Here is a 26,138-nt window from a genome sequence, read left to right as displayed (position 1 = left end):
ACACATAGTTATATGAATTTATGATGCAAAATACTTATCTTTGCACCCTGAATTTAAAACAAATTTACTTGCTGGATGCAAAATATTAGAAATATAGCGATTATCGCTCACGTCGATCACGGTAAAACTACGTTGGTAGACAAAATCTTACACTTCACAAATCTTTTTAGAGATAATGATGGTACAGGTGATTTAATTTTAGATAATAACGATCTAGAGCGTGAACGCGGTATTACAATCGTTGCTAAAAACGTTTCTGTTCAATACAAAGGTGTGAAAATCAACGTTATTGACACTCCTGGTCACGCCGATTTCGGTGGTGAGGTTGAGCGTGTCTTGAAGATGGCTGATGGTGTTGTGTTATTAGTAGATGCTTTTGAAGGTCCTATGCCTCAAACTCGTTTCGTTACACAAAAAGCTTTAGCTTTAGGATTGAAACCTTTGGTAGTTGTTAATAAAGTAGACAAAGAAAACTGTCGTCCTGAAGAAGTATATGAAAATGTATTTGATTTATTCTTTAGCTTAGATGCTACTGAAGAGCAATTGGCGTTTCCAGTATTATACGGTTCTTCTAAAAATGGTTGGATGTCAACAGATTGGAAAGAGCCTAAAGAAGATGTATCTGAATTGTTAGATGCTATCATCTCTCACTTCCCACCATCTCCTTTTAATGAAGGTACTTTGCAAATGCAAATCACATCTTTAGATTACTCTACTTTCGTAGGTCGTATCGCTATTGGTCGTGTTGCACGTGGAACAATCAAAGAGAACCAACCTATTTCATTGATGAAACGCGATGGTAAAATCGTTAAATCTCGTGTAAAAGAGTTACATACGTTTGAAGGTTTAGGTCGTCGTCGTGTTACAGAAGTTGCTTGTGGTGATATCTGTGCTGTAGTTGGTATCGAAGGTTTTGATATCGGTGATACTATTGCTGATTTCGAAAACCCAGAGCAATTAGAGGTTATTCATATTGATGAGCCTACAATGAACATGTTGTTCACGATTAATAACTCACCTTTCTTTGGTAAAGAAGGTAAATTAGTTACTTCTCGTCACATCCATGATCGTTTACAAAAAGAATTAGAGAAAAACTTAGCATTACGTGTAGTTCCTACTGAATCTCCTGATGCATGGTTAGTATATGGTCGTGGTATTCTCCATTTATCTGTATTGATCGAAACAATGCGTCGCGAAGGTTACGAATTGCAAGTAGGTCAGCCACAAGTTATCTTGAAAGAAATTGACGGTAAGAAATGTGAGCCAGTCGAAGTATTGGTCGTAGATGTTCCTGCTGAAGTTTCTGGTAAAGTAATCGAATTGGTAACACAACGTAAAGGTGAGTTATTGATTATGGAGACTAAAGGTGAAATGCAACACTTAGAGTTCGAAATCCCTTCTCGTGGTATCATCGGTTTACGTAACAACGTATTGACTGCTACTGCTGGTGAAGCTGTTATGGCTCACCGTTTGAAAGGTTACGAGCCTTGGAAAGGTACAATCCCTGGACGTCAACATGGTGTATTGATCTCTTTAGATAAAGGTACTACAACAGCTTATTCTATCGATAAATTACAAGATCGTGGTAAATTCTTCGTTGATCCAGGAGTAGATATCTATGAAGGACAAATTTTAGGAGAGCATATCCGTGATAACGATTTAACAATCAATATCGTTAAAGCGAAACAATTAACGAATATGCGTGCTTCTGGTACTGATGATAATACGCGTATTGCACCAGCGATCAAATTCTCTTTAGAAGAATCAATGGAGTATATCCAAGGTGACGAATATATTGAGGTTACTCCTCAGTCTATCCGTTTACGTAAGATCTACTTAACAGAAGGTGAACGTAAAGTGAACAAAAAAGTTTAATGATCTCATTAGATTTAAAATAATAGAAAAAGCCTCCGATTTATCGGAGGCTTTTTTTGTAATATCCTTTTTTCATACAGTGATTATAAATTCTCCTTTATCTGTTTTGAAGAATTCTTTTTGGAATTCTTTTTAGATTTTCCAAATCATTTGGATCGTTAATAATCTGTCTTTTTTGTAATAAAATCAATGCAAAGTCGTGAATGTCAATATAAATTTCGATTTTTAATCAACCTTATTAAAAATTCCTATATATTATATTTTATGAAAAGAACTTATCTCACGTATATTTTCTCAAAAAGAGTCTTAGGTTATACCTTGTTTTTTAGCTTTTTTACGCTAGATCATGGATTTGCACAAAATCGATCACAGCAGGGATCGCAGGTATTAGAGCCTATTGTGCAAAAAATTGTAGCAGAAGCCAATAATAACTCTCAGCTGGAATCACTCGCGTTTGAACTGTTAGATGTAGTTGGTCCCCGCTTAGTGGGAACTCCAGGCATGACCCGTGCAAATGAATGGGCAGTTGCTAAATTTGAAAGTTGGGGCATTACAGCTCAAAATCAAAAATTTGGTGAATGGCGAGGATGGGAACGCGGTATTTCACATATCGATATGATTGCACCCCGTGTCAAATCATTGGCCGGAACACAGCTTGCATGGAGTCCGAGTACAAAAGGGAAAAGTATACAAGCGGAAGTTATTAGCCTACCAGATGTAAAGGATTCCTTATCATTTCATAAATGGCTTCCATCTGTTAAAGGTAAATTTGTGATGATTTCAATGCCACAGCCAACCGGTCGTCCGGATCATAACTGGGAAGAGTATGGGACCAAGGAATCCATTGAACGGATGAAAGTTTCTCGGGACTCTCTTGCAGTTTTATGGAACAACCGTATCAAAGCTTCTGGAGTATCTGCAAATTCTATCCCAGCCATGTTGGAAGATGCAGGTGCCGTAGGGATATTGACCAGCAATTGGTCAAAAGAATTTGGAGCGAATAAAATATTTGGAGCACGGTCATATAAGGCGCCATCGCTCGATATCTCCTTAGAAGATTATGGTATGTTATACCGCTTAACTGAAAAGGGAATCAGTACAAAGATCAGTGTCGAGACTGCTTCAAAGGATCTAGGAAACGTACCTTCCTTTAATACTATTGCTGAAATTAAAGGAAGTCAATTTCCGAACGAATACGTTATTCTTTCAGCTCACCTTGATTCCTGGGAGGGAGGTTCGGGAGCAACGGACAATGGAACCGGAACTATCGCTATGATGGAAGTCGCACGTATTTTGAAAAAGATATTGCCAAATCCTAAGCGAACTATACTAATCGGTTTGTGGGGAAGTGAAGAACAGGGGCTAAACGGCTCGCGTTCATTTGTCTTGGACAATCCAGAGATAATAGAAAATACACAAGCTGTTTTCAACTTAGATAACGGTACAGGCCGTGTTGAGCGAATTAATGGCTCAGGCTTTGTACATGCTTATGACTTTATATCCCGTTGGATGTCTGCTGTGCCTGCCCATGTTACAAAAGATATCAAAACAGAATTTCCGGGATCACCAGGAGGCGGGGGATCAGACCACTCATCTTTCGTTGCTGCTGGAGTACCTGCTTTTATGTTAAGTTCATTGTCTTGGGGTTACTTTTCAAATACATGGCACACCAATTTGGATACTTATGATAAGTTAGTGTTTGATGATCTCAAGTATAATGTAATTCTTACTGCTGTAATGGCATATAAAGCCTCTGAGGAAGCTAAGTTGGTTAATCGGGAGCAACGGGAACTCCCAGCGGGAACTGACGGTAAACCGGGTATTTGGCCTCCTATTAGACAGCCAAGGAGAACAGGAGTTGGATATTAGGTAACATTTGAAATAGATTCTTTATTAAGAATTTGTAAAATATTGGGCTTTTCTTAGTTCATGTTATTAATAAGGATTTTTAAATCCTTATTTTTGTTTTTATCTGTATGTCAGATTGAAACAAATTAGATTGGAATTTATAAATGGCGAAGACACAGGATAATAGTCCGAAAAATTATATTCAAATAAAAGGGGCAAGAGTCAATAATTTAAAGAATATTGATGTCGATATCCCTAAAAACAAACTGGTAGTTATTACAGGTATGTCAGGCTCGGGCAAATCTTCCTTAGCATTTGATACACTCTATGCCGAGGGGCAACGTCGTTATGTCGAAAGTCTCTCTTCCTATGCTCGTCAGTTTATGGGAAGGATGAATAAGCCTGAAGTTGATTATATTAAAGGTATAGCACCGGCAATAGCGATCGAACAACGCGTTATTACAAGCAACCCACGCTCTACTGTTGGTACATCGACTGAGATTTATGATTATCTGAAACTATTATATGCACGTATAGGCAAAACCTATTCTCCCGTATCTGGACAACTTGTTACAAAAGATACAGTCTCCAGTATTGTAGATTTTGCAACGGCTTTAGAGGAGGGAACATCTATTACCATTTATGCTCCACTAATTCCTACGAACGACCGTAAGTTAAAAGAGGAACTTTCACTTTTATTACAGAAAGGTTTTGTCCGTATCAAGTATAAAGGTGAGTTACAGAAAATAGAAAGTATCATCGATGACAAGAAAGTAGATAATAAAGCGATTAAAGAAGGTGAAATAGAAATCGTTACGGACCGTCTTCGTATCGACTCGGATGACGATACCTTAAATCGACTTTCTGATTCTATTCAAACAGCTTTATTTGAAGGAAAAGGTAATTGCTCGATAGCCGTAGGAGAGGAATTACATCATTTCTCAGATCGTTTTGAGCTTGATGGGATTTTGTTTGAAGAACCAACTGCTAATTTCTTCAGTTTTAATAATCCATATGGAGCATGTCGCCGTTGTGAAGGATACGGTAAAGTGATTGGTATTGATCCAGATCTTGTTATTCCTGATAAAAGCCGATCGGTATATGATGGTGCTATCGCACCTTGGCGAGGCGAGAAAATGGGTGAATGGTTACAGGCATTGATCAAAGTTTCATTAAAGTTTGACTTTCCTATCCATCGTTCCTATTCTGATCTAACAGCGGCACAAAAGAAATTGCTGTGGACGGGTAATAAATATTTTTCAGGTTTAAATCAATTTTTTCAAGAGCTTGAAGAGCAGACCTACAAAATCCAATATCGGGTCATGTTATCCCGCTATCGTGGTAAGACAGATTGTCCAGAATGTCATGGTTCCCGTCTTCGTCAGGATGCAACCTACGTTAAAGTTGGTGATAGATCCATTACAGATATCGTATTGATGCCTTTGGATAAAGCATTGGAGTTTTTCAAAGGATTAGAACTAAAAGGAAATGATCTTTTAATTGCGAAGCGGTTATTATCTGAAATTGAAAGCCGGTTACAGTTTTTATGTGATGTAGGATTGAGCTATTTAACTTTAAATCGCTTATCCAACTCTCTTTCTGGAGGTGAATCGCAACGTATCAATTTAGCGACTTCTTTAGGAAGTTCTTTGGTTGGGTCAATTTATGTCTTGGACGAACCGAGTATTGGTTTACACCCTCGCGATACACAAAGGCTTATAGGTGTTTTAAAATCTCTAAGGGATATTGGTAATACAGTCATTGTGGTCGAGCATGAACAGGAAATGATGGAGGCTGCCGATTATCTGATCGATATTGGTCCGGAAGCAGGAATAAATGGTGGTGAATTGGTATTTGCAGGCCACTACGATGATATCATTAAAGATAAAAAAAGTTTAACAGGTCGTTATTTAAGCGGACAAGATCAGATCGTCATTCCGGCTCAACGTCGTACATGGAACAATTCCATTACCGTTAAAGGAGCGCATGAAAATAACCTGCAGGGTATTGATGTGACTTTTCCACTCAATAATTTTACTGTTGTAACGGGTGTTTCCGGTTCTGGGAAAACATCACTTGTAAAACGGATTTTATATCCAGCTCTGCAAAAAGCGATCGGGAATTATTCCGGTGAGCAGACAGGAGTTTACGATGGAATTGAAGGAGATATTGATCGCGTTGAACAAATTGAAATGGTTGATCAGAATCCGATCGGTCGTTCTTCACGATCCAATCCGGTTACCTATGTAAAAGCTTGGGATGAAGTTAGAGCTTTATATTCAAATTTACCGGCTGCTAAAGCTGCAGGACTAAAACCCGCCGCCTTTTCATTTAATGTGGAGGGTGGTCGATGTGACGTATGCCAAGGCGAGGGAGAGGTCAAGATTGAGATGCAATTTATGGCCGATATTGTGCTTCCTTGTGAAGCTTGTGAAGGCAAACGTTTTAAACAGCATGTACTTGATGTCCAGTATAAAAGTAAGTCGGTTTCAGATGTTTTGGAATTGAGTGTTGATGAGGCTATTGTTTTCTTTGCTGATCAACCTAAAATCTTATCTAAACTTCAACCTTTGCAAGATGTTGGACTAGGTTATGTGAAATTGGGACAATCATCAAGTACACTATCTGGTGGAGAAGCACAGCGAATCAAACTGGCTTCATTCTTAATTAAAGGAAATAACAGTAAGAAAACCCTTTTTATATTTGATGAACCAACAACAGGTCTCCATTTTCATGATATTAAGAAGCTCTTGAAATCGTTTGAGGCACTGATCAATTTAGGGAATAGTATTTTGGTTATCGAACATAATATGGATATGATCAAATCGGCAGATTGGGTCATAGATATCGGTCCTGAAGGGGGAGATAAAGGAGGGAAATTAGTTTTTGCAGGACTTCCTGAAGATTTGGTCAAATGTAAAGATTCTTATACAGGGCAATATTTAAAGACTCATTTAACGAATTAATTTTACATTTATAGCCTAAACAAAATAAAAGACATGATTAAAAAAATGTTAATAATGATGTGCGTAGGGTTGAGTAGTTTGACAACCTTTGCACAGTCGCCAGAACGTCCGAAATTAGTCGTGGGTCTTATGGTTGACCAGATGCGCTGGGATTACCTATACCTATTCGCTGAACGTTATGGCGAAGGTGGTTTCAAAAGATTGTTGAATGAGGGATTTTCATGCGAAAATACGCTGATCAACTACATTCCAACGTATACTGCTATCGGCCATAGCTCTGTTTACACAGGATCAGTACCTGCTATACATGGTATTTCAGGCAATGATTGGATTATGGAGCAAACTGGTAAACCAATGTATTGTACTCAGGATGACAATGTTGTTGGTGTAGGTACAACAGAGGCTGAAGGAAAGCAGTCTCCACGCAATTTACTTGCTTCTACGATTACAGATCAATTGAAATTGGCGACCAATTTTCAATCAAAGGTTATCGGTATTGCAATTAAAGATCGTGGCGGGATTCTACCTGCTGGTCATTTTGCTGATGCAGCCTACTGGTTTGAATCTAAGTCAGGTAATTGGATTACGAGCAATTTCTACATGGATAAATTACCAAACTGGGTAACAGATTTTAATAAGAAAAAACTTGCTGAAAAATATTTAAAACAAGATTGGAAACCATCTTACCCGTTATCGACCTATACTTCAAGTATTGCTGATGATAATATTTATGAAGGAAAATTTGCTGGAGAGGCAAGTCCAACTTTACCAAGAGCAACTTCCAAATTGATGGCTACTGAAGGGTACGAGTTGATCAAGACGACGCCTATGGGAAACACCTTGACATTAGATTTAGCTAAAGCGGCTATAGAAAATGAAAAACTTGGAAATAACCCAACGAAAAGTACTGACTTTCTTTGTGTAAGCTTATCTGCTACTGACTATGTGGGCCATCGTTATTCCCTTTCTTCTGTAGAAATTGAAGATATCTATTTAAAGCTGGATCATGAACTTGCAGATCTCTTCAACTATTTGGATAAATCAGTTGGTAAAGGTAATTACACATTCTTTTTAACAGCAGATCATGCGGCATCTTATAATTCACGTTATTTCATGGACATGAAAGGGAACGGAGGATATTTTCCAGGTAGACAGATCTTAACAGCTTTGAATGATAATTTGAAAGCTAAGTTTGGTCAAGAAAAAATAGTTAAAAGCTTAATGAACTACCAGGTTCATTTGGATAATGAAAAGATTGAAACTTTAAAACTAGATGAAGAAGCCATTAAAACGGATATCATCAAGTATTTGAAAAAACAAGATGGTGTTGCATTTGTTTTTGATATGTCCAAAGGTGATGTTCTTCAAGCTCCACTAGCGATTCGCGAAAAAGCAATTAACGGATATCATATGAAGCGAAGTGGTGTTATTCAGATTGTTGTTGAGCCACAATGGTATGAGGGATCTCCTCGTTCTACAGGTACAACGCACGGTACATGGTCAAGCTTTGACTCGCATATACCATTAGTATTTATGGGATGGGGTATCAAACATGGCGTTTCTAATAAAGCTGTAAACGTTACTGACATTGCTCCAACTTTAGCCGCGTTATTGCATGTTATGGAGCCAAATGGCAGTATCGGTACCCCTATAGTAGAAGTGTTAGGACAGTAATATCGCTTTTAAATGCTATATTACAGGTAAAATTTGTTAGATTTCTGCTATATAAATTTACTGATTGAAGAGAAGAGGGTGGTAAAATTGTTTTATAAGCAATGCAATAAGATTGTAAATAAAACAATTTTATCTAAGTTTGTAGATAAAATTGAATAAATAATATGCTTTCTAAAAAGACAAAATATGCCATTAAAGCCTTAATGGTTTTAGGTAGGAACTACGGTAAAGATCCCATGCAGATTGTAAAAATTGCAGAGGAAGAAAACATTCCGAAGAAATTTTTAGAACAGATATTGTTGGAAATGCGTAATGCAGGGATTTTGTATAGCAAGAAAGGTGCAGGAGGGGGTTACAGTCTAAATAAAGCACCAGAAGATGTTTATTTATCTCAGGTGATGCGATTGATCGACGGACCTATTGCCTTATTGCCATGTGTCAGTCTCAATTTCTATCGTTCATGTGATGAATGTACCACAGAGCATGCCTGTGGTATACGCGATACTTTTGTTGAGGTTCGTAATGCAATGTTACAAATACTAAACGATACGAGTGTTGCGAGTCTAATAAACAAGGAAAAACAATTAAACCTAGACACTACAGAAGATAGCTAGATAAATTAAACTTTTTACTGAAAGGGCCGAATTATTTGATTAATTCGGCCTTTTTTATTTTTAACGAAAATTTAACAAAAAGCATACGACTTTATCGTATTAAAACTATATCTTTAGTTTTTAATATCATTATAAACCGTACCTAATGGCCAAATTCTATTGGAGCATATTATTATTATGCTCATTTATGCTGACCAATGCAACACATGCACAAACAAAAGTATCGGGAGAGATTGTAGATTCGAAGGATGGGGGGAAACTCGGTAAAGCGGCTGTTGTATTATTAAATGCGAAAGATTCCGTTCTTGTCAAGTTCGTGAGAACAAATGAAAATGGATCCTTTTCCTTTCCTAAAATTGATACAGGAACTTATCGGTTCATTGTCTCCTTTCCTCAATATGTCGATGTTGTCAAAGATGTTACTGTAGGTCAAGAGCCCATTGCTTTTGGAACTATTAAACTATCAAAAGCTGCATTGCTTTTAGAAGAGGCACAAGTGACAGGTCGAATCCCTGTTGTCATGAAAGGGGATACCATTGAATATGATGCAGGAAGCTTTAAAGTCGAAAAAGATGCTAAAGTGGAAGATCTTTTAAAAGTCTTGCCAGGTATGACCATGGATGCAAACGGAAAGATTACGGCTAATGGAAAAGAAGTGAAGAAAGTATTATTGGACGGAGAGGAGTTCTTTGGTGATGATCCGACGCTCATCACGAAAAATATTCGGTCGGATATGGTCAGTAAGGTACAGGTGTATGAAAAGAAATCAGACCTGGCAGACCGTACAGGTGTTGATGACGGCGAACGCACACAGACTATTGATATCAAGTTAAAGGCCGATAGTAAGAAAGGAATGTTTGGACAAGCTACCGTTGGTGGAGGTACCGATAACTACTATGGGGGCAAAGTGATGGTCAATAAATTTAAAGGGAGCCAGAAAATAGCTGTTTATGGTATTGCAGCCAATGATGGTATGGTGGGGCTTGGATTTGAAGATGGGCAGAAATATGGTGTAGGTGGGTCGGGGAACATGGAAGTTATGGATGGTGGCGGTATTATGATCACTTCTGGTGGTGACGGCTCCGATGGAGGTTTTGATGGAAGGTTTTATGGAGGTGGAGTGCCTAAAGCTTTGAATTTTGGGGCAAGTTACTCAGATAAATCTGCGAATGATAAACACAAGATTAATGCTAGTTATAGAAGGAATCAACTAAACGTAAACAACACAAGTACTAATTCTGCCCAAAATAACCTTCCCGAACAAGCGCGTATTGATAATTCGGTAACAAGTTCGGACAACGAGACTAAGACAAACGCAGGAAACCTGAGGTATGATTATAAATTGGATTCATTAACAGATATGACTGTGAAAATGGGGTTCAATAAGTCGCAAAGGGATAATTTTTCAGAAACATTTGCTGATCAAAAGACTTTGGAGGGGCAGGGAATTACGGAAACATATTCAAAAAATAATTCGAAAACAGACCAGGAGCAATACAATCTGGACGTTTTACTCACCCGTCGTTTTAAGAAGGTAAGAAGATCGTTGACTTTAGCGGTCAATACGAATTCGGATAAAAATGATGGCAATATAAATTATTTCTCAAGTACCCATTTCTTTAAAAACAATCTTACCGATACTATAGATCAGTATAAGAAAAATATGAATAGGAATACCAATTTAGGGGCCTCGATGACCTTTACAGAACCTATTTCTAAAAGGTTGACCGCTTCTCTGGGATATTCATTCCTAAATAATAAGTCGGAAACATTAAATCAATCTTTTGATAAGGATTCAATTACAGGAGAATATACGATACTAGATCAGGCAATCCTGAATGATTTTGATTTTACGAGTATGAAAAATGGATTGAGTACTTCACTCAATTATAAGGATAATAAGTTGACGGTCAATCTAAGTAATCAACTGGATTTTGAACATGTGAAGCGAGAGTACAATAATTTGGAAACTGTTCTTCAGCGTAATCAAACGTCAATTCGCCCAAGTTTATCGACTAATTATCAGATTACGAAAAGTAAAAGTATAAATTTCAGGTACTCGGGAAGGACATTGCAACCTTTATTGACGCAAATAGAACCTTTAAAACAAAACTCGCAGCAGCTGGTGACCTATCTCGATAATTTCGATCTAAAAGCTGGTTTTAGTAATAATTATAGTTTAAGTTTCAATTCCTATAAACAGTTGAAAGATCAAAGTGTCTATGCATATGTTAGTGCAACACAGGGAATCAATAATATATCCAGCAGGGTGAGGTATTATGAGGAAGGCCGCCAAGATATTCAGTATGTCAATATCGACAAGACAAACTGGCGCATATATGGACGATCTGGATACCGATTTGTTGTGCAGAAAAAATGGGGACTGAATTTGGATTTAGGAACTAATGTGGAATATAGTAGTCAATATAGTTACTTATCATTAGGAATAGAGGAACCTCGGTTAAATCAGAATGAAACTTGGAGTTTAGCCCCTAGTATTGGATTAAGTCGTTATAAGGCTAATAAATTAGATTTTTACATAGACATTAATCCTGGAGTTGAAAAGCTAAATTCTTCCTTACAGCCCCAATTGAGTAGAACAACTTTTACAATGAATTCGTATGGTAACGTAACCTATTATTTACCAAAAAATTTTAAAATAGGCCTTAACGTTAATCAAAGATATCAGAGTTCAACACAAACCTTGCAGTCTATTAATATCGTCAATATGAATGGATATATTTCTAAGAAATTCTTTAAAGATAAATCATTAGAGGCACAGATCTATGTTAACGATATCTTGAATAAGAACAGTGGTATTAACCGTTATCAGGATGGAACATCTTTTATCCAGTCGAGTAATGAGGTACTACACCGCTATGGAATGTTGAAGGTGATTTATAATTTTACAACCATGAAAGGAGGAAAATAAGATGAAAAAATATATTGTAGTATTGTTTTTATTAGTGGGCTTTATGAGGCATGCGTCTGCCCAGTACGCTTTTTTTCCGAGCAGTGGTGCCGTAACTTTTGAGCGGAAATTTCATTTACATAACTATTTGAAACGAAATTTCTTGAATAAACCCGATCTGGATGGTTGGGATAAAATTAGTGTAGATGCTGCCATAAAATCCGGGCCAGTAGAAATCATCACGCATCATAGTTTGAAATTCTTTGATGATGAAACCGTTTTTGAAACTATTCAAGAGGATTACCCGCCGAATTATCGTAATTACTCCTGGTACAGTCCGTTTATAAATGATTCTAAGACCTATATCAATGTTAAAGATAATAGTTTCTTAAAACTACTTCCTTTTGGAGATGAAGAATTATTAATGAAAGATTCGTTACCTAATGTGAAGTGGAAGTATACGGATGAATATCGAAATATTGCAGGCTACGATTGTCGTAGGGCGAATGGTATTATTCAAGATTCAATTTATGTGGTGGCATTTTTTGCAGGACAGATTCCCATTCCAACAGGTCCAGAACTTATTCATGGTTTACCTGGGATGATTTTGGGTGTATCCATACCGAGCATGAACATTAATATATTTGCAACAAAGGTTGAATTAACCAATACGCCAGTTTCCAATGTGCTTACCAAGAAAAAGAAAGTGGTAGCGGAGCCTAAAACTGCGATTGTCGCAAAACTAAAATCTTCAGTTTATGATTGGATGGACGAAAAGGAATTCAATAAAAAGCTGAAAGCGATATTATTTTAAACAAGAAAGGGAACTCATCGTTCCCTTTCTTGTTTAAAATATAGCTCCTTATCGAATGGTACTACCCGGTTTGATTGCCGAGATTGGATTTACAAAATCCAAACGGCCATCAGCATCCTCAGCCATTAAGATCATCCCTTGAGAGGTGATACCTTTGATATCGCGAGGTTCCAGATTCACTAAAATAGATACCTGCTTACCGATGATTTCTTCCGGAGAGAAGAATTCTGCAATCCCAGATACAACCGTACGTTGATCGATACCAGTATCAATTTTGATTTTTAATAATTTCTTTGTTTTAGCGACTTTCTCTGCTTCTAAGATCGTACCCACACGAATATCAAGTTTCGTAAAATCTTCGAAAGCAATATTTGCTTTAGCCGGTTCAGTTTTTACATTTGCCGCTGCATTTGCAATTTTTGCCTGAGCCAATTTGTTCAATTGAAATTCAACCTGCTCATCCGTGATTTTTTCGAATAATAGTTGCACTTCACTCAATTGATGACCATCAGCGATTAAATCCGCTTTACCTGCATTTGTCCAATTTGTACTTGGGAAATCAAGCATTTCGAAAAGTTTTGTAGCAGTTTTCGGAAGGAAAGGCTGTGCTAATACCGCTAAGTTTGCGACTATTTGTGTGGCCACATTCAGAACCGTTTTTACACGTTCCTCATCCGTTTTGATTACTTTCCAAGGCTCTTCATCTGCTAAATACTTATTTCCTAAACGAGCAACATTCATAAACTGTGCTAATGCCTCGCGGAAACGATATTGTTGTATAGATCCAGTGATCGCATCAGGGAATTTTGCTAATTCAGCAAAAACATTTTGATCTACTTCATTTAACGCAGAACCGCTAACTACTTTACCATCAAAATATTTGTGAGAAAGTACCATGACACGGTTGACAAAGTTACCAAAGATAGCAACCAGTTCATTGTTAACTCTAGCTTGGAAATCCTTCCATGTAAATTCACTATCAGATGTTTCAGGAAGAATAGAAGTCAATACATAACGTAATTCATCTTGTTTTCCTGGAAACTCTTCTAAATATTCATGTAACCAAACAGCATGGTTACGAGAGGTCGATAATTTGTCGCCTTCAAGATTTAAGAATTCGTTAGCAGGTACGTTATCCGGTAAAATATATTCACCATGTGCATGTAAAATTGCGGGGAAGATGATACAGTGGAATACGATATTATCTTTTCCGATGAAATGGATTAAGCAAGAGTCATCTTCAGGATTTTCTTGTTTTTTCCAATAATCTTCCCAGTTTTTACCATGATCAATAGCCCATTGTTTGGTAGCAGAAATGTAGCCTATCGGAGCATCTAACCAAACATAAAGTTTTTTACCAGCAGCCTCTTTAAGCGGAACATCTACTCCCCAGTCCAAATCGCGGGTCATAGAACGAGGTTGTAAACCCGATTTCAACCAAGATTGGCACTGACCAAAAACATTTGATTTCAACACGTCTTTTTTACCTTCGATCAACCATTTCTCTAACCAAGGTTGGTATTTATCTAGGGGCAAGTACCAGTGTTTTGTTTTTCTTAATACCGGTGTTTTTCCGCTCAATGTCGATATTGGATTGATTAAGTCTGTTGGACTTAACGAAGTACCACATTTCTCACACTGGTCACCATACGCACCTTCCGACTTACAGTTAGGGCAGGTACCAACAATATAACGATCAGCTAAGAATTGATGAAAATCTTCATCATAGTATTGTTCCGAGAATTTCTCAACAAATTCACCTTTATCGTACAAATTCGTAAAGAATTCTTGAGACAACGCATGGTGGATAGGTTCGGAAGTACGGTGATAGATATCAAATGCAATACCGAACTCTTCAAAGCTCTCTTTAATTTGTGAATTGTACTTATCAATAATTTGCTGCGGTGTAATACCTTCTTTTTTCGCACGGATGGTAATCGCCGCTCCATGTTCATCAGAACCACAGACATAGACAACGTCTTTATCGTTAAGACGTAAATAGCGAACGAAAATGTCGCCAGGAATATATGCGCCGGCCAAGTGACCAATATGCAAAGGACCATTAGCATAAGGCAATGCAGATGTAATGGTGTAACGTTTTTTGGATAAATTACTCAATGCTATACAGTAAATTAGTAGTTAGCGAAATAAAAAAACACTATAAATGTTTGTTTCTTTGACAAAGATAATTCAATTTGCGGTATTAAAATAAAGATTATGACGAAAATACCTGAATTTCTTAAAGCAGGCGATAAAGTCGCAATTGTCTGTCCTGCAAGTTTTATTCGTGGAAATATAGATGCCGCCGTTAAAATTTTGGAATCATGGGGCCTGGAGGTCCTTTTGGGAAAGACTGTCACAGCCGCTTACCATCAATTTGCGGGCGATGATCATGAAAGAGCTGCCGATTTGCAATGGGCTTTGGACGATGAGACTATCAAAGCTGTTTTTGCGGCAAGAGGTGGATACGGCTGCGTAAGGATTATTGATCAACTTGATTTTTCGCTTTTTCAAAAACAGCCTAAATGGCTTGTTGGGTTTAGTGATATTACTGTTTTACATAGTCATATTCAACAGCAATTTGCCATTCCTACCATACATGGGCAAATGCCAAAATCTTTTGAAGCAGGTACCAAAGCATCTTTAGATACATTGAAGGCCGCTCTCTTCGGGCAGTCGGTAGACTACAGCTATGAGCAGAAAGAATTTCCAAATAGAGTAGGAGAAGCAACAGGAATACTAATTGGAGGAAATTTAGCTATTCTACTATCTGTACTGGCATCTGAGTCAGATGTAAATTACGATGGTAAAATCTTGTTTATCGAAGATGTCGGAGAGACTTTCTACAGTGTCGACCGTATGTTATGGGCATTGAAGCGGGCTGGGAAATTCAAAAAACTGAAAGGGCTGATTATCGGTGGTTTTTCCGGAATGAAAGATGCTGATCCTTCATTTGGACAGTCTGTCTCTGAAATTGTGATGGACAAAGTAAGGGATGCAGATTTTCCAGTAGCATTCGCTTATCCTGCCGGTCATATTGATGATAATCATGCATTAATTTTTGGGAAGAAGGTGAAATTAAAGACCACAAAAAATAAGGTTTCATTAACATATATCGATTAAATATTATGGCACTATTTCAAAATTTAGGAAAATATAAAGATTTCGGTTTATTGATCATGCGTGTTGGTTTAGGCGTGATGATGATTGTGCATGGCTTCCCGAAAATGATGGGCGGAGTAGAGACATGGACCAAGCTAGGAGGATCTATGGGAGTATTAGGCATTCATTTCTTACCTGTTTTTTGGGGATTTATGGCCGCCGTTGCCGAAGGAGTAGGAGGTTTGTTTTTATTGATAGGCCTTTGGACTAGACCAACTTTACTTTTTTTAGCATTCACGATGATTGTTGCGGCCCTTGTTCATTTCGGAAAAGGAGATGGCATTAAAGGTGCCTCCCATGCCATTGAATTATGCTGTGTTTTTATTGGTCTATTATTTATCGGTCCGGGAAAGTATTCTGTTGATAAGAAATAAGACAGTTGAACTTATTGTAACAAGAGAAGAGGCTTAACACATCATGCGTTAAGCCTCTTCTTTTGTTCTGTGAACGTTCTATTTTAGTATGTCGAAACAATCCCCAAGTCTCCGATCGGAGTGATTACTCTAAACTTGTAGGTCGACTTGCTATTAAACGGAATAGCTCCTTTATATTCTTTTGATTTTAAAGTAGGTTCCGTGTTATCTTCACTGTAGTAAATTTTAAAACCTGGGTAGTCGGTGTTGGCTGTTAACTTTCCATCGATCAATTTTACTCCCACAGCAGGTACACGATAATGATACCCTTTATTTAATTTATCTAATTTCTTCAATTCATCATTACCTAACTTCTGCATAAATCCAGCATAGCTTTTTTGGTATGTCTGATGATCAAAATTTTCGCCATTTTCCCAGCTTTGCTCCGGAGCCCATCCACGATCGGCAACTGCCAATAAGCGTGGAAAAATCATTTCTTCAAGACGCGTATCGTTATTTATTTTTTCAGACCAAAGTCCAGCTTTAACACCCAAGAAGTTTGCTTTGCCTTTTTCCGTTAAATGCACCTTATTTTTTGCGAAATCTTTCGGTAACTCGTTTCCTGAATTGTCTTTGAACAGGTTAATAAAATAGTTTTCCGGAGCAAACGAGTATGTTTTGTTAATATCAACCAATCCTACCCAGCTATGTCCCGGCTCAGCAAAGTTATGGTCCCAGGTCATGTCCAGATAGTTGTTATAGGCAGAAGTAAAGACAACTTTGTAACCTGCATTCGCTAGGCGGTACGCTAAATCTTCCTGTCCACCACCGATCAGGTTATTCCAGACGTTTAAGTTGATGTTATGGTCTGCTAGTGCTGGATTTACATCCATTCCCTTTCCGAAATTTTTCATCCCCATTTCTTCCCAACCTGACATGATCAAACCTTTAGAGTGGCATAATTCATTAATACGGTTAATGTAATATGGCCACACATCATGCACGGATGTGATGTTATTTTCTTTCATGAAAGCTTCGATCTTTGGAGATTTTTCCCAGACGCCGGCAGGCGTTTCATCACCACCTAGATCGATGATCTTTAAAGGTACTCCGGCTTGTTCATGCATTTTTTTCACTTCATCGATTACCTTACTTAAGAAATGGTACGAAGAAGGTAAGGCAGGATTTAAAACGTTGTCGTTCCAGTTCTGTGCAGAGTTGTAAACCGATAGGTCTTCCGGATCATGTAATAAATATTCTTCCGCACCTTTAAGGTCTCCTGCTTTTTTAAGTTTATTGTAACGCGCTTCCATTGATTTTATCGCAGCACGTGCATGTCCCGGAGTTTCAATTTCTGGAATGACATCAATATGTCTTGCCGCGGCATAACGTAAAATCTCGATATAGTCCTGCGTGCTTAGATATTGTTTTTCTTTTGCTACCGCTCCAGATCCATAGGCCGGTTGTATGGCTTTTCCATCTTTAAAGTTGGCAGAGCGTACACTACCGACCTCAGTCAATTCAGGTAGTCCTGGAATTTCTAAACGCCAGCCCTCATCATCGATGAAGTGGAAGTGAAATTTATTCAGTTTGTACTGCGCCATTGCATCCAAAATACGAAGTACCTCAGCTTTGCTATGGAAATTACGTGCCACATCCAGCATGAGACCACGATACGGGAAACGGGGCTGATCTTTTACCTGAGCATATGGGAAATTCAATGATTTATTCGTCGTGCTCCATGCTGCGGCAGGAATTAAAGATTTTAATGACTGTAAGCCGTAGAATGCACCCGTTGCGGTACTTGCTTTAATTTCGATTCCTTTGCTATCAATATTCAATGTATAAGCCTCATCTTCAAAGCCTGCAGTTTTAACGATCTTGATTTGAGCGTCTTTACTCGTGCTTTTCTGTGCCTGTATTCCTGTTTGTTCTTTTAAGAACTGTATGAATAAACCCGCTTCATTATTAAAATCATTATCGCTATTGATTGAAACGGTATTTGTCAATTTAAATGACTTTGTTTTATCAAAGCTTGCTTGCGCCGGTAGCGGAAGAATATCTTGCTGCGAGCCTTTAGAAAGAAGTTCATTGCTCGCAAACTTCTGCTCTAAATAGGCTTTACGCTGTTCTGCCGTAAAGGTATTGCGCTGTGCTTCATAGTTTTTGATGTCCGCATAAGTGTCTTTACCATCATAGCTTACGTAAAGCCCGATTGGTCCATCTGTATAATTTATCAGGCCACCGAGTGTTGTAAAATTGATTTCAATGGTATCTTTGGGCTGTAGCGTTAAATTGTTTTTTGCAAATTCGATCTGGAATAAATCTCCATTACGATGTGACAACTTAAAACGGGAATCAACAGATTTTGCGTCTATTCCACGGATGAAATTAAACCATAGTGACCAATCTTTAAGTGCAATTTGCTGACTGTCTGTGTTTTTAATGATTAATTTAGACGTCGGGTTTTTCTTTAAACTTATTCCTGTTGGAACTTCCCAGCGTACTGAAATCTTATTTTCAATGTTTGCAGGAGACTGGGCAAAGAGATTTGCTGTCAACAATGCCATTGTAGTAGACAGCCAAATGGACTTTTTATACGGTTGATAACTCATGAATCTATAAGTTGTTTAGTTTGTTGTGTGATCTAAAGATACAATTTTTAGAGAAATAAATAATTTTTCATTTTTATTTTGAAATATTCAATAACCTTTCTATATTTGCACACCGAAACACAAAAAGGCCCGTTCGTCTAGGGGTTAGGACGTTAGATTTTCATTCTAGAAACAGGGGTTCGATTCCCCTACGGGCTACAAAAAAGCGACTTCAAACGAGTCGCTTTTTTTTATGCGTTTAAAGTTTTTAATTTTTATCATTTAAGCGTTCTAAACCAATGTAATGTTTTTTTGTGCCAATTTTTATTCTCTTACTATTTTTCCTTATATAATTCTCAATAAGCTTATAATATGCGATCAGTTCTTCTGTAGCTTTAAATTCTTCACAACTATTTACATGAATAAATTTACCATATATATCTATTTCTGAACGCTTATATTTAACAGTTGCATCTTCTGAAAATCCACGATAAAAAAATAAATCTATATAAGGTCCTCCTTTACGTTGATTAATACTGTATTTATTGCCTTCTTCTATATATCTATTTTCAGTAACTAGCAATCTCTCAATTTGAAATGAATCACTAATTAGAAAAAAATGAATTGTTTGAGATCTTAAAAATAGAACAATTAACATCGGAAGAATCAGGGAACTAAGAGGTATCAAACAAGAAGTACTTGCCGCAGAACAGGGCATCAGCCAATCGGCAGTGTCCATAATCTAGAAGAGTGAGTCTATTGACGAGAACAAGCTGCAGCGCATAGCAAAGGTACTGGGCGTCAGTGCAGAGGCCATCACAAACTTTAGCGAAGAGGTGTTATTTTGTACAAATTGTGCAAACGGTATTTTATGGTTATTTTTTATTGGTAATAGCAAATATAGCCTCACTAGTTTAATATCGTAAAAATTATGATAATAATAGTTAGTCTAATGATTTTCGCAGAACTTTAAGAAATAGATGTTACACAAATGGAAAGAATAGAGATAGCTGAAACAAATTCACGATATCTGACGTTATCCTAAAATTGGGAGAACGTTATATCCATCTTAAAAAAAACTGCAGATAAATCTAATATACCAGTGACTAAGCTTATGGATTTTTAAAACTGAAACTCTAAAAAGCTTTAAAGTATGCGGGTACTAAAGCGAGCGATCAAATAAATCTTGATCGCTCGCTTTATTTATCAATTTTCTATTTTTGTTTGCTCCAGTTAATCGGGAGGAGGTCAAAGTGATGCTAAGATTTATGATTTAATCTTTACTTATTATTATCAAGTATATTTTGAATAAATGCATCTGAAGCCAAGGCTTTTACTGTATTTTTATTTAAAATTCCCTCATGCATTTTTAATATATATTCAGAAGCTTTAAACCATTGAATAGGTATTCCATCTATTTCTTTATCTGGTAAATAAGAATATGATAAATTCAATTTTTCAATGCTGATAACAAATTTCTTTACCTCATCGGCGTAATTTTTCAATTGAGATACGCTGAGGCTATCTTCAATTTTTTGTGACAGCAAGGGATCTTTATACAGTCTAGACTCAGTAAGCTTGATGACTTCGATAAAAGAAGCGACGGATGAATCATCAAAACCATCCCACCAATAATCACGTAATTTTTCATTTTCAGTGTCAAAATAGACTTTCCGTTCTTCTGTTGACATTAAGAAGCCAGGGCGTTCATAACTTTCTTTTGGAATGTCGCCCCAAACAGAGGACCATCTGGTTGTTTTAGAATAATAAAAATCTCCAGTAAAATCACTCTCCATATATCTGTGAATTGTTAAGCCAAGTGTCAAATAAAAGCCGTTTTCTAATTTTTTCGAAAAGAATCCCTGTGCGCCAGAAATTGATTCTTTAAAGTAGGTATAACCTAATATTTGTAAAGGAGCTTTGACTTTTGAAGTCAATTTTGCTTTTGTTAATTTCATGAATTATTCTTGTTTTTCTTTTTAGGTCCGATATATTTATCGTGCCCTTTTTTATAATCCGGATTAGTAGGGTCATACAATATTGCTCTATGTTTGGTTTGATTGTTTTTATTAAGTATGTCTTCGCGCTTTTTTCCAGAAGCAATGCCCGATTCAGTATCAGACTTAATAATTACAAGTTTCCATCGGCATCTATACCGTCCTTCCTAACATTTGTTCCGTCATCCAGTCTCATTTTTTTCTCTACTTTTTCACCATTATCTTTAATTTTCTTCTGCTCCTGCCGATGTGCTTCTTGACCAATTTTAGCTTTTTCTCTAAGTTCTTTTGTATTGGATCTATCTTTTTTGTCTTTACCGCCGTGAAGGCCTCAATACTTTTTGTATACATCATGCGGCATCTTTTTTTCCAGACTCAGATCGACCACAAGCTTTTTGAATTGGGCATTCTTCTCTTTTAACTGCTGTAGTTTGCTTAATTTAGAAACACCTAAACCACCGTTTTTTCTTACAATTAAAAACGTCTCCTGTGAAACTCACATTTGCCTGCATATTTCTTCCGCTCTGGTACCGTTCTAAACTGTTGGATTGCGGACGCTATCTCTTCTTCAGTAAACTTTGATTTTTTCATGGTTTTTCCTCCTATTTAAAATTAGTAATTCATCACCGAATTCTCTTCTTTTAAAAAGTCCTATTTTCTGGAGAGGATATTAATAAAGTTATAAACTCTGATTTTATCTTTTTTGTTCGTTTTCTTCACTGAAAAATTCTTTTTTTACGGTTTTCATTGGCCTTACTTTAAAATAGATATCGGATATTTATTGCATTTCTATAAAATGGAATCATTCCAGATGGAAGTAGAGCGAAATATATTTATCTTAAATCATCAATTTCAATGTAATTTTAGATATATGGATTATAATTATTTTATTTCTAATCAAGAGTGGATAGAATTTAGTTATCCTAGTAATTTGGTTTATGTTGAAGAGTTAGAGGGAACTTACCTTTTCTATACTGAACAAACAGGAAGTTTTAGAATCACACCATTAGAAATACAATCTATTAATTTTAACACGGACGACTATTTAGTTGATTTATGTAAAGAGAATAATGGGACTATACTGAAAAATGATGTCGGGCACAAATATCTTTATTATATCTCTTCATCGGAAAATAATGATTCTGCTTTAAAAATTTTTAACTGGATCTTCGCAGATGATAATAAGATAGTCTATTGTAGTTACACAATTGATGCTATCAGCATAGCTGCCCCGGAGATAGTCGAAGAACATAAGGAAATTAATAAAATAATAGCAAATTTACAGATCGGAAAAATAATCCGTATAGGATAGTTTTAGATTATTATGTTTTAATAATCACATCTATATAATCGATTATATTTTGTAAATTTAATAATTATGATAAAGATTCTCTTACTTATATTCTTCTTAATAACCACTCCTACTGTTTTTCATTCGAAAGCTCAGACAAAAAAAATCGATAATTGTGATTTTTTTGATACTGTAGTAAACAACCACAACCAAATTTTTCAGTCTTCAGGTATTCCTTCAGCTATCGAAATGGTTCTAAAGAATTGTAAAGCAGTTGGTTTTAATTTTTATGACTTACAAAATGAATGGCAAAACAAAACTGATGGTTCTTTCCGTGACTTTGACAATAAAGAATTTTATGGAATTACGTTTTCCCAAAAATTTAATTTACCTCGAAATGCAGATTTCCCTATAGATAGTCTTTTTCAAACTATAGAAGATGAATTGAAGTCTGGGAAAAAGGTAATTATCGCACTGCAGGTGGAGGCGGGATGGCCTATTTTTGTCATCAATAAACAAACTTCGGATGGAGAATTTGTTTCATACAGCAAACTTGGAAGCCACACATTAATCCTTCGAAATATAAAAGAGATTATAAAAAAGTCAAACGGTACAGAAATCATGACTTATAGTACTCTTCCTTTGAAGTGAGAGGTAAGCATCTTGTACAGTATATACTTGTTGTTAGCTTGATCCAAACAAAAAATAAAAGCAGATATATTTTACAAAATGGAGTAGAAAGATTTTTGTAAAAGACTATAACCAAATATATTTTTTAGTACAAACATTAAAAAGAGTGTGTTAGGGAGGGTACAATATGTACTAGACCAAGATTTCGATTATTTAGCACAGTCTTATTGTGTTTGATGAAAATATGAATTATAAAATAAGTTTTGAATATGAAAAAGATACTCTTTGGTTTAGTTATATTAATATCCACATCTATTAGTTTCCATTCGAAGGCTCAAACACAAAAAAATGATAATTTTGATTTTTTTGATGCCGTTATAAACAACCACGATCAAATCTTTCAATTGTCTTGTATTCCATCAGCTGTCGAAATGATATTGAAGTATTATAAAGTTGTAGATTTTGATTTTTATGACTTACAAAATGAATGGAAAAATAAAACCGATGGTTCTTTCCGCAACTTTGACAATAAAGAATTATACGGAATTACTTTCTCCCAAAAATTTGTTTTGCCTCGCGATGAAAACTTTCCGATAGACAGCCTTTTTCAAACGATAGAAAATGAATTGAAGTCTGAGAAAAAAGTAATTATTTCACTTCCGTCGGATGAAGGCTGGCATATGTTTATCATCTGCAAACAAACTCCGGATGGAGAATTTGTATCATATAGTAAACATGGGAGCCATACATTAATACTTAGAAATACAAAAGAAATTGTGAAAAAGTCTAACGGTACAGAAATCATGACTTACACTGTGTCCACGCATTTGTAGCGAAGAGAAAATGTTACTTTCTGATAATAGATTGCTTTATTGATAAATCCTAATCTCAACGTCTGCATGATAAGGAACTTTAAACGTGATATAAAAAATCAGGTTGCGACAAAAAATTGGGTTTAATTGTTGAAATTTTGTAATGCAAAAGCCTTTTAATTATTGAACGCTTCTTTAGGTATTCTGAGATAAATCCATATTATTTGAGATTGGCTTAGCCTTATTACTTCATTCTGCGATGTCGTATATGTAGCACATCGTTGTCATACTAATCAATTTAAATTTAAGATGCGCGTACGGGGAGTTTGATTATGTAATAAATCACATACATGGAAGTTATATGGGTGAATTATATTATTTTTGGAATTTATGCTATTAATTAGCATAGAAATTAAACTTAATTTAATGATGAATAAAAAAATTATATATGGTTTATTAGGGGCAGTTATTTTAAGCGGAAGTTTAAAATTGGGGTATGCTCAGCAAAAGAATTTTGAAACCGCTACGGTATCAACCCTTCCTTCTATATTTCCCTCACCTGTGTTTATGGAACTTCAAGGCGAGAGCTTCCCTATCGGACAGACCATTACTTTAGTTGCATTACCAGAGGTTAGTGAGTATACTAAGGCTACAGTAGTGAAGATGCTGAACAAGGCAGGAGTGAAGAATGTGAATACAACCCAAAAGATTCCAAAGTCAATTCGAGGTACAGTAGTGGTTTTAGGGGTGAGCAAAAATGGAGAAGGAAAAGCTCTTCTTAACAACAACCAGGCAATTTTAGATGCTCATAAAGAAGGTTACGTAATTTCTAGTGGAAAAAAAGATCAAGGTTTTTTAATATCACTAATGGGGCATGATGCGCATGGTCTATTTCATGCCACACAAAGCTTCGCACAGTTAATCACAAGCGCTTTCTTTCCATCACTATTGATTCAAGATTACCCAGCTCAGCCTATCCGCGGTTCGGTGGAAGGGTTCTACGGGAAACCCTGGACTATGTTAGAGCGCGAGCAACATTTATTATTTTTATCCTCTGTTAAAGCCAATACCTACGTGTATACGCCAAAAGATGATCCTTACGCTAGAGATAGATGGAGACAGCCTTATCCAGCGGACACATTATCAGAACTTGGCCGTATAGCAAAGATTGCAACCGATAATCATATCAACTTTGTTTATGCAATATCGCCTGGTCCAACGATTTGTTTTTCATGTAAAACAGATTTTGATCTATTAAAAGACAAAGTAAATGCGTTAAGAAGTGTGGGTGTGCGTAGTTTTTATTTGGCATTAGATGATATTGAGTATCAAAAATGGAATTGTAATCAAGACTCGATTACTTTTGGAAAATCTGGCCCCGAAGCTGCCGCGGTAGCACAATCTTCATTATTAAATAAATTGCAGGACTATATCAAGGGAGTAGATCCTGAGGCGCCAAATTTAATTATGGTTCCCACCGAGTATTATGATGCCAAAGAAACTCCGTATAAAGCCGCATTACGTAAAAATTTAAATCAAGATATCGTTGTTCAATGGACAGGAACTGATGTCGTTCCGCCATCAATTTCAATAAATGATGCAAAAGCGGCTACTAAGGTTTTTGGAAAACCAACATTGCTCTGGGATAATTATCCTGTAAATGACTATGCAGAATCTAAAGGAAGGCTTCTTTTAGCTCCATATGATAGAAGGGAAGCAGGGTTATCAAAACAGCTTGCCGGTATTTTGTCCAATCCAATGAATCAGGAAGCTGCTAGTAGAGTGGCAATATCGGGAGTGGCTGCTTTTGCCTGGAATGATCAAGATTACGATGCTTCTCGTACTTGGACATTTGCTGCGCGTCAATTAGCTGGAAATAATCCAAAAACCACTCAGGCATTATTGCTGTTTTTCGATACCCAGCACTTAGCCCCAACATTTGGAACACACCCTTGGCAAGTGCAAGCACCAGCATTAAAGTTAATTTTAGATAAGTTTAGAGATGCTCTTTCTTATGGTAATAAAGATGACCGTGCGCAGGCTATTAAAAGTCTAATAAATCATGCTCATGAATTTAGAAATGCTCCAAATATTATTCGTTCAGGAACAATTGATAAAGGTTTTGTCCGTGAAGCTGGACCATGGTTAGATGCGATGGCAATATGGGGAGAGGCTTTAGAATCTGTTGTCCTAGGTTTGCAGGAGGTAGAAATGGGTAAAAGTAATAGTATCGGTTATTTTGATAAAGCTGATGAACTCGCTAAAAAGGCGGCGGTTATTCCATCAACACCAGGTGCGACTCGCTTTGAAGGGCCAGTTAAAATTGCAGACGGAGTGTTGGATGTATTTATTAAGGATGCACCAAAATTACTTTATATAGCAAAAGGTAGTAAGTAGATCATACTTGTTGGTCAGATTAATCAAACGAGAAGATTTTTCATCGGCGCATTAAAAGAACAGCTAAAGTTAATTCCTTTAGCTGTTCTTTTTTAATGAAAGATTTGATGCTATATAGTCATATCACTGCTATCTAGGGAAGTTTACCAGAAGTAGCAATCACGACACATTCAACAGTTCATTAACTTCTCTAAAAAGAT

The 26,138-nt window shown here is 36.6% G+C and carries 17 protein-coding genes and 1 tRNA gene; 14 read left to right on the top strand and 4 right to left on the bottom strand.

What is annotated here, in order from left to right:
* Window positions 1-75 precede the first annotated feature (75 nt).
* The 7 genes from typA (at window position 76) to M2265_RS15405 (ending at window position 12,702) form a co-directional block, all read left to right on the top strand.
* On the top strand, window positions 76-1,875 hold the full coding sequence (typA, locus tag M2265_RS15435; protein WP_132771684.1) for a translational GTPase TypA: 1,800 nt from the start codon (window positions 76-78) through the stop codon (window positions 1,873-1,875).
* 264 nt (window positions 1,876-2,139) lie between these two features.
* Window positions 2,140-3,744: a M20/M25/M40 family metallo-hydrolase gene (locus M2265_RS15430; RefSeq protein WP_132771683.1), complete on the top strand. Its 1,605-nt coding sequence runs from the start codon at window positions 2,140-2,142 to the stop codon at window positions 3,742-3,744.
* 143 nt (window positions 3,745-3,887) lie between these two features.
* Window positions 3,888-6,689: an excinuclease ABC subunit UvrA gene (gene uvrA, locus M2265_RS15425; protein WP_132771682.1), complete on the top strand. Its 2,802-nt coding sequence runs from the start codon at window positions 3,888-3,890 to the stop codon at window positions 6,687-6,689.
* 54 nt (window positions 6,690-6,743) lie between these two features.
* Window positions 6,744-8,363 carry an alkaline phosphatase PafA gene (gene pafA / locus M2265_RS15420; protein ID WP_243655463.1) on the top strand — a complete coding sequence of 540 codons (1,620 nt, stop codon included), beginning with the start codon at window positions 6,744-6,746 and terminating at the stop codon, window positions 8,361-8,363.
* A gap of 164 nt (window positions 8,364-8,527) precedes the next feature.
* The gene (locus M2265_RS15415) at window positions 8,528-8,977 is read left to right on the top strand and encodes an RrF2 family transcriptional regulator (protein ID WP_021190852.1); all 450 of its coding nucleotides are present in this window, start codon (window positions 8,528-8,530) and stop codon (window positions 8,975-8,977) included.
* A gap of 145 nt (window positions 8,978-9,122) precedes the next feature.
* Window positions 9,123-11,909, top strand: coding sequence for an outer membrane beta-barrel protein (locus M2265_RS15410; RefSeq protein WP_132771680.1), 2,787 nt, complete (start codon window positions 9,123-9,125; stop codon window positions 11,907-11,909).
* A gap of 1 nt (window position 11,910) precedes the next feature.
* Window positions 11,911-12,702 (top strand): GLPGLI family protein, encoded by a 792-nt coding sequence (locus tag M2265_RS15405; protein ID WP_132771679.1) that lies wholly within the window; start codon window positions 11,911-11,913, stop codon window positions 12,700-12,702.
* A gap of 48 nt (window positions 12,703-12,750) precedes the next feature.
* Here M2265_RS15405 and metG read toward each other — a convergent pair whose 3' ends face one another.
* On the bottom strand, window positions 12,751-14,820 hold the full coding sequence (metG, locus tag M2265_RS15400; protein WP_132771678.1) for a methionine--tRNA ligase: 2,070 nt from the start codon (window positions 14,818-14,820) through the stop codon (window positions 12,751-12,753).
* 99 nt (window positions 14,821-14,919) lie between these two features.
* Between metG and M2265_RS15395 the strand changes: the two genes are divergently transcribed.
* Complete coding sequence (locus M2265_RS15395; protein ID WP_132771677.1) at window positions 14,920-15,825, top strand: S66 peptidase family protein; 906 nt, start codon at window positions 14,920-14,922, stop codon at window positions 15,823-15,825.
* Between the two features lie 5 nt (window positions 15,826-15,830).
* On the top strand, window positions 15,831-16,238 hold the full coding sequence (locus tag M2265_RS15390; RefSeq protein WP_132771676.1) for a DoxX family protein: 408 nt from the start codon (window positions 15,831-15,833) through the stop codon (window positions 16,236-16,238).
* Between the two features lie 83 nt (window positions 16,239-16,321).
* Here M2265_RS15390 and M2265_RS15385 read toward each other — a convergent pair whose 3' ends face one another.
* The gene (locus M2265_RS15385) at window positions 16,322-18,832 is read right to left on the bottom strand and encodes a family 20 glycosylhydrolase (RefSeq protein WP_132771675.1); all 2,511 of its coding nucleotides are present in this window, start codon (window positions 18,830-18,832) and stop codon (window positions 16,322-16,324) included.
* 126 nt (window positions 18,833-18,958) lie between these two features.
* Here M2265_RS15385 and M2265_RS15380 point away from each other — a divergent pair.
* A tRNA-Glu gene (locus M2265_RS15380) sits at window positions 18,959-19,030 on the top strand.
* A 49-nt stretch (window positions 19,031-19,079) separates the two neighbouring features.
* Here the strand turns inward: M2265_RS15380 and M2265_RS15375 are convergent.
* A complete protein-coding gene (locus tag M2265_RS15375) occupies window positions 19,080-19,550 on the bottom strand; it encodes a hypothetical protein (protein ID WP_132771674.1) in 471 nt (156 codons plus the stop codon).
* 541 nt (window positions 19,551-20,091) lie between these two features.
* Complete coding sequence (locus M2265_RS15370; protein ID WP_132771673.1) at window positions 20,092-20,769, bottom strand: hypothetical protein; 678 nt, start codon at window positions 20,767-20,769, stop codon at window positions 20,092-20,094.
* A gap of 835 nt (window positions 20,770-21,604) precedes the next feature.
* On the opposite strand from M2265_RS15370, the gene M2265_RS15365 reads away from it, so the two are divergent.
* The 4 genes from M2265_RS15365 (at window position 21,605) to M2265_RS15350 (ending at window position 25,938) form a co-directional block, all read left to right on the top strand.
* Window positions 21,605-22,120: a DUF3805 domain-containing protein gene (locus M2265_RS15365; RefSeq protein WP_132771672.1), complete on the top strand. Its 516-nt coding sequence runs from the start codon at window positions 21,605-21,607 to the stop codon at window positions 22,118-22,120.
* Between the two features lie 66 nt (window positions 22,121-22,186).
* Window positions 22,187-22,750: a hypothetical protein gene (locus M2265_RS15360; RefSeq protein ID WP_132771671.1), complete on the top strand. Its 564-nt coding sequence runs from the start codon at window positions 22,187-22,189 to the stop codon at window positions 22,748-22,750.
* Window positions 22,751-22,998: 248 nt separating this feature from the next.
* The gene (locus tag M2265_RS15355; protein ID WP_132771670.1) at window positions 22,999-23,562 is read left to right on the top strand and encodes a hypothetical protein; all 564 of its coding nucleotides are present in this window, start codon (window positions 22,999-23,001) and stop codon (window positions 23,560-23,562) included.
* A 405-nt stretch (window positions 23,563-23,967) separates the two neighbouring features.
* Window positions 23,968-25,938 (top strand): beta-N-acetylhexosaminidase family protein, encoded by a 1,971-nt coding sequence (locus tag M2265_RS15350; protein WP_132771669.1) that lies wholly within the window; start codon window positions 23,968-23,970, stop codon window positions 25,936-25,938.
* Window positions 25,939-26,138 lie beyond the last annotated feature (200 nt).

It is taken from the genome of Sphingobacterium kitahiroshimense, assembly GCF_025961315.1.
Taxonomy (GTDB): Bacteria; Bacteroidota; Bacteroidia; order Sphingobacteriales; family Sphingobacteriaceae; genus Sphingobacterium; species Sphingobacterium anhuiense.
Note: the sequence above shows the minus strand (reverse complement) of the source record. Positions and strands in the feature narration are given on the sequence as shown.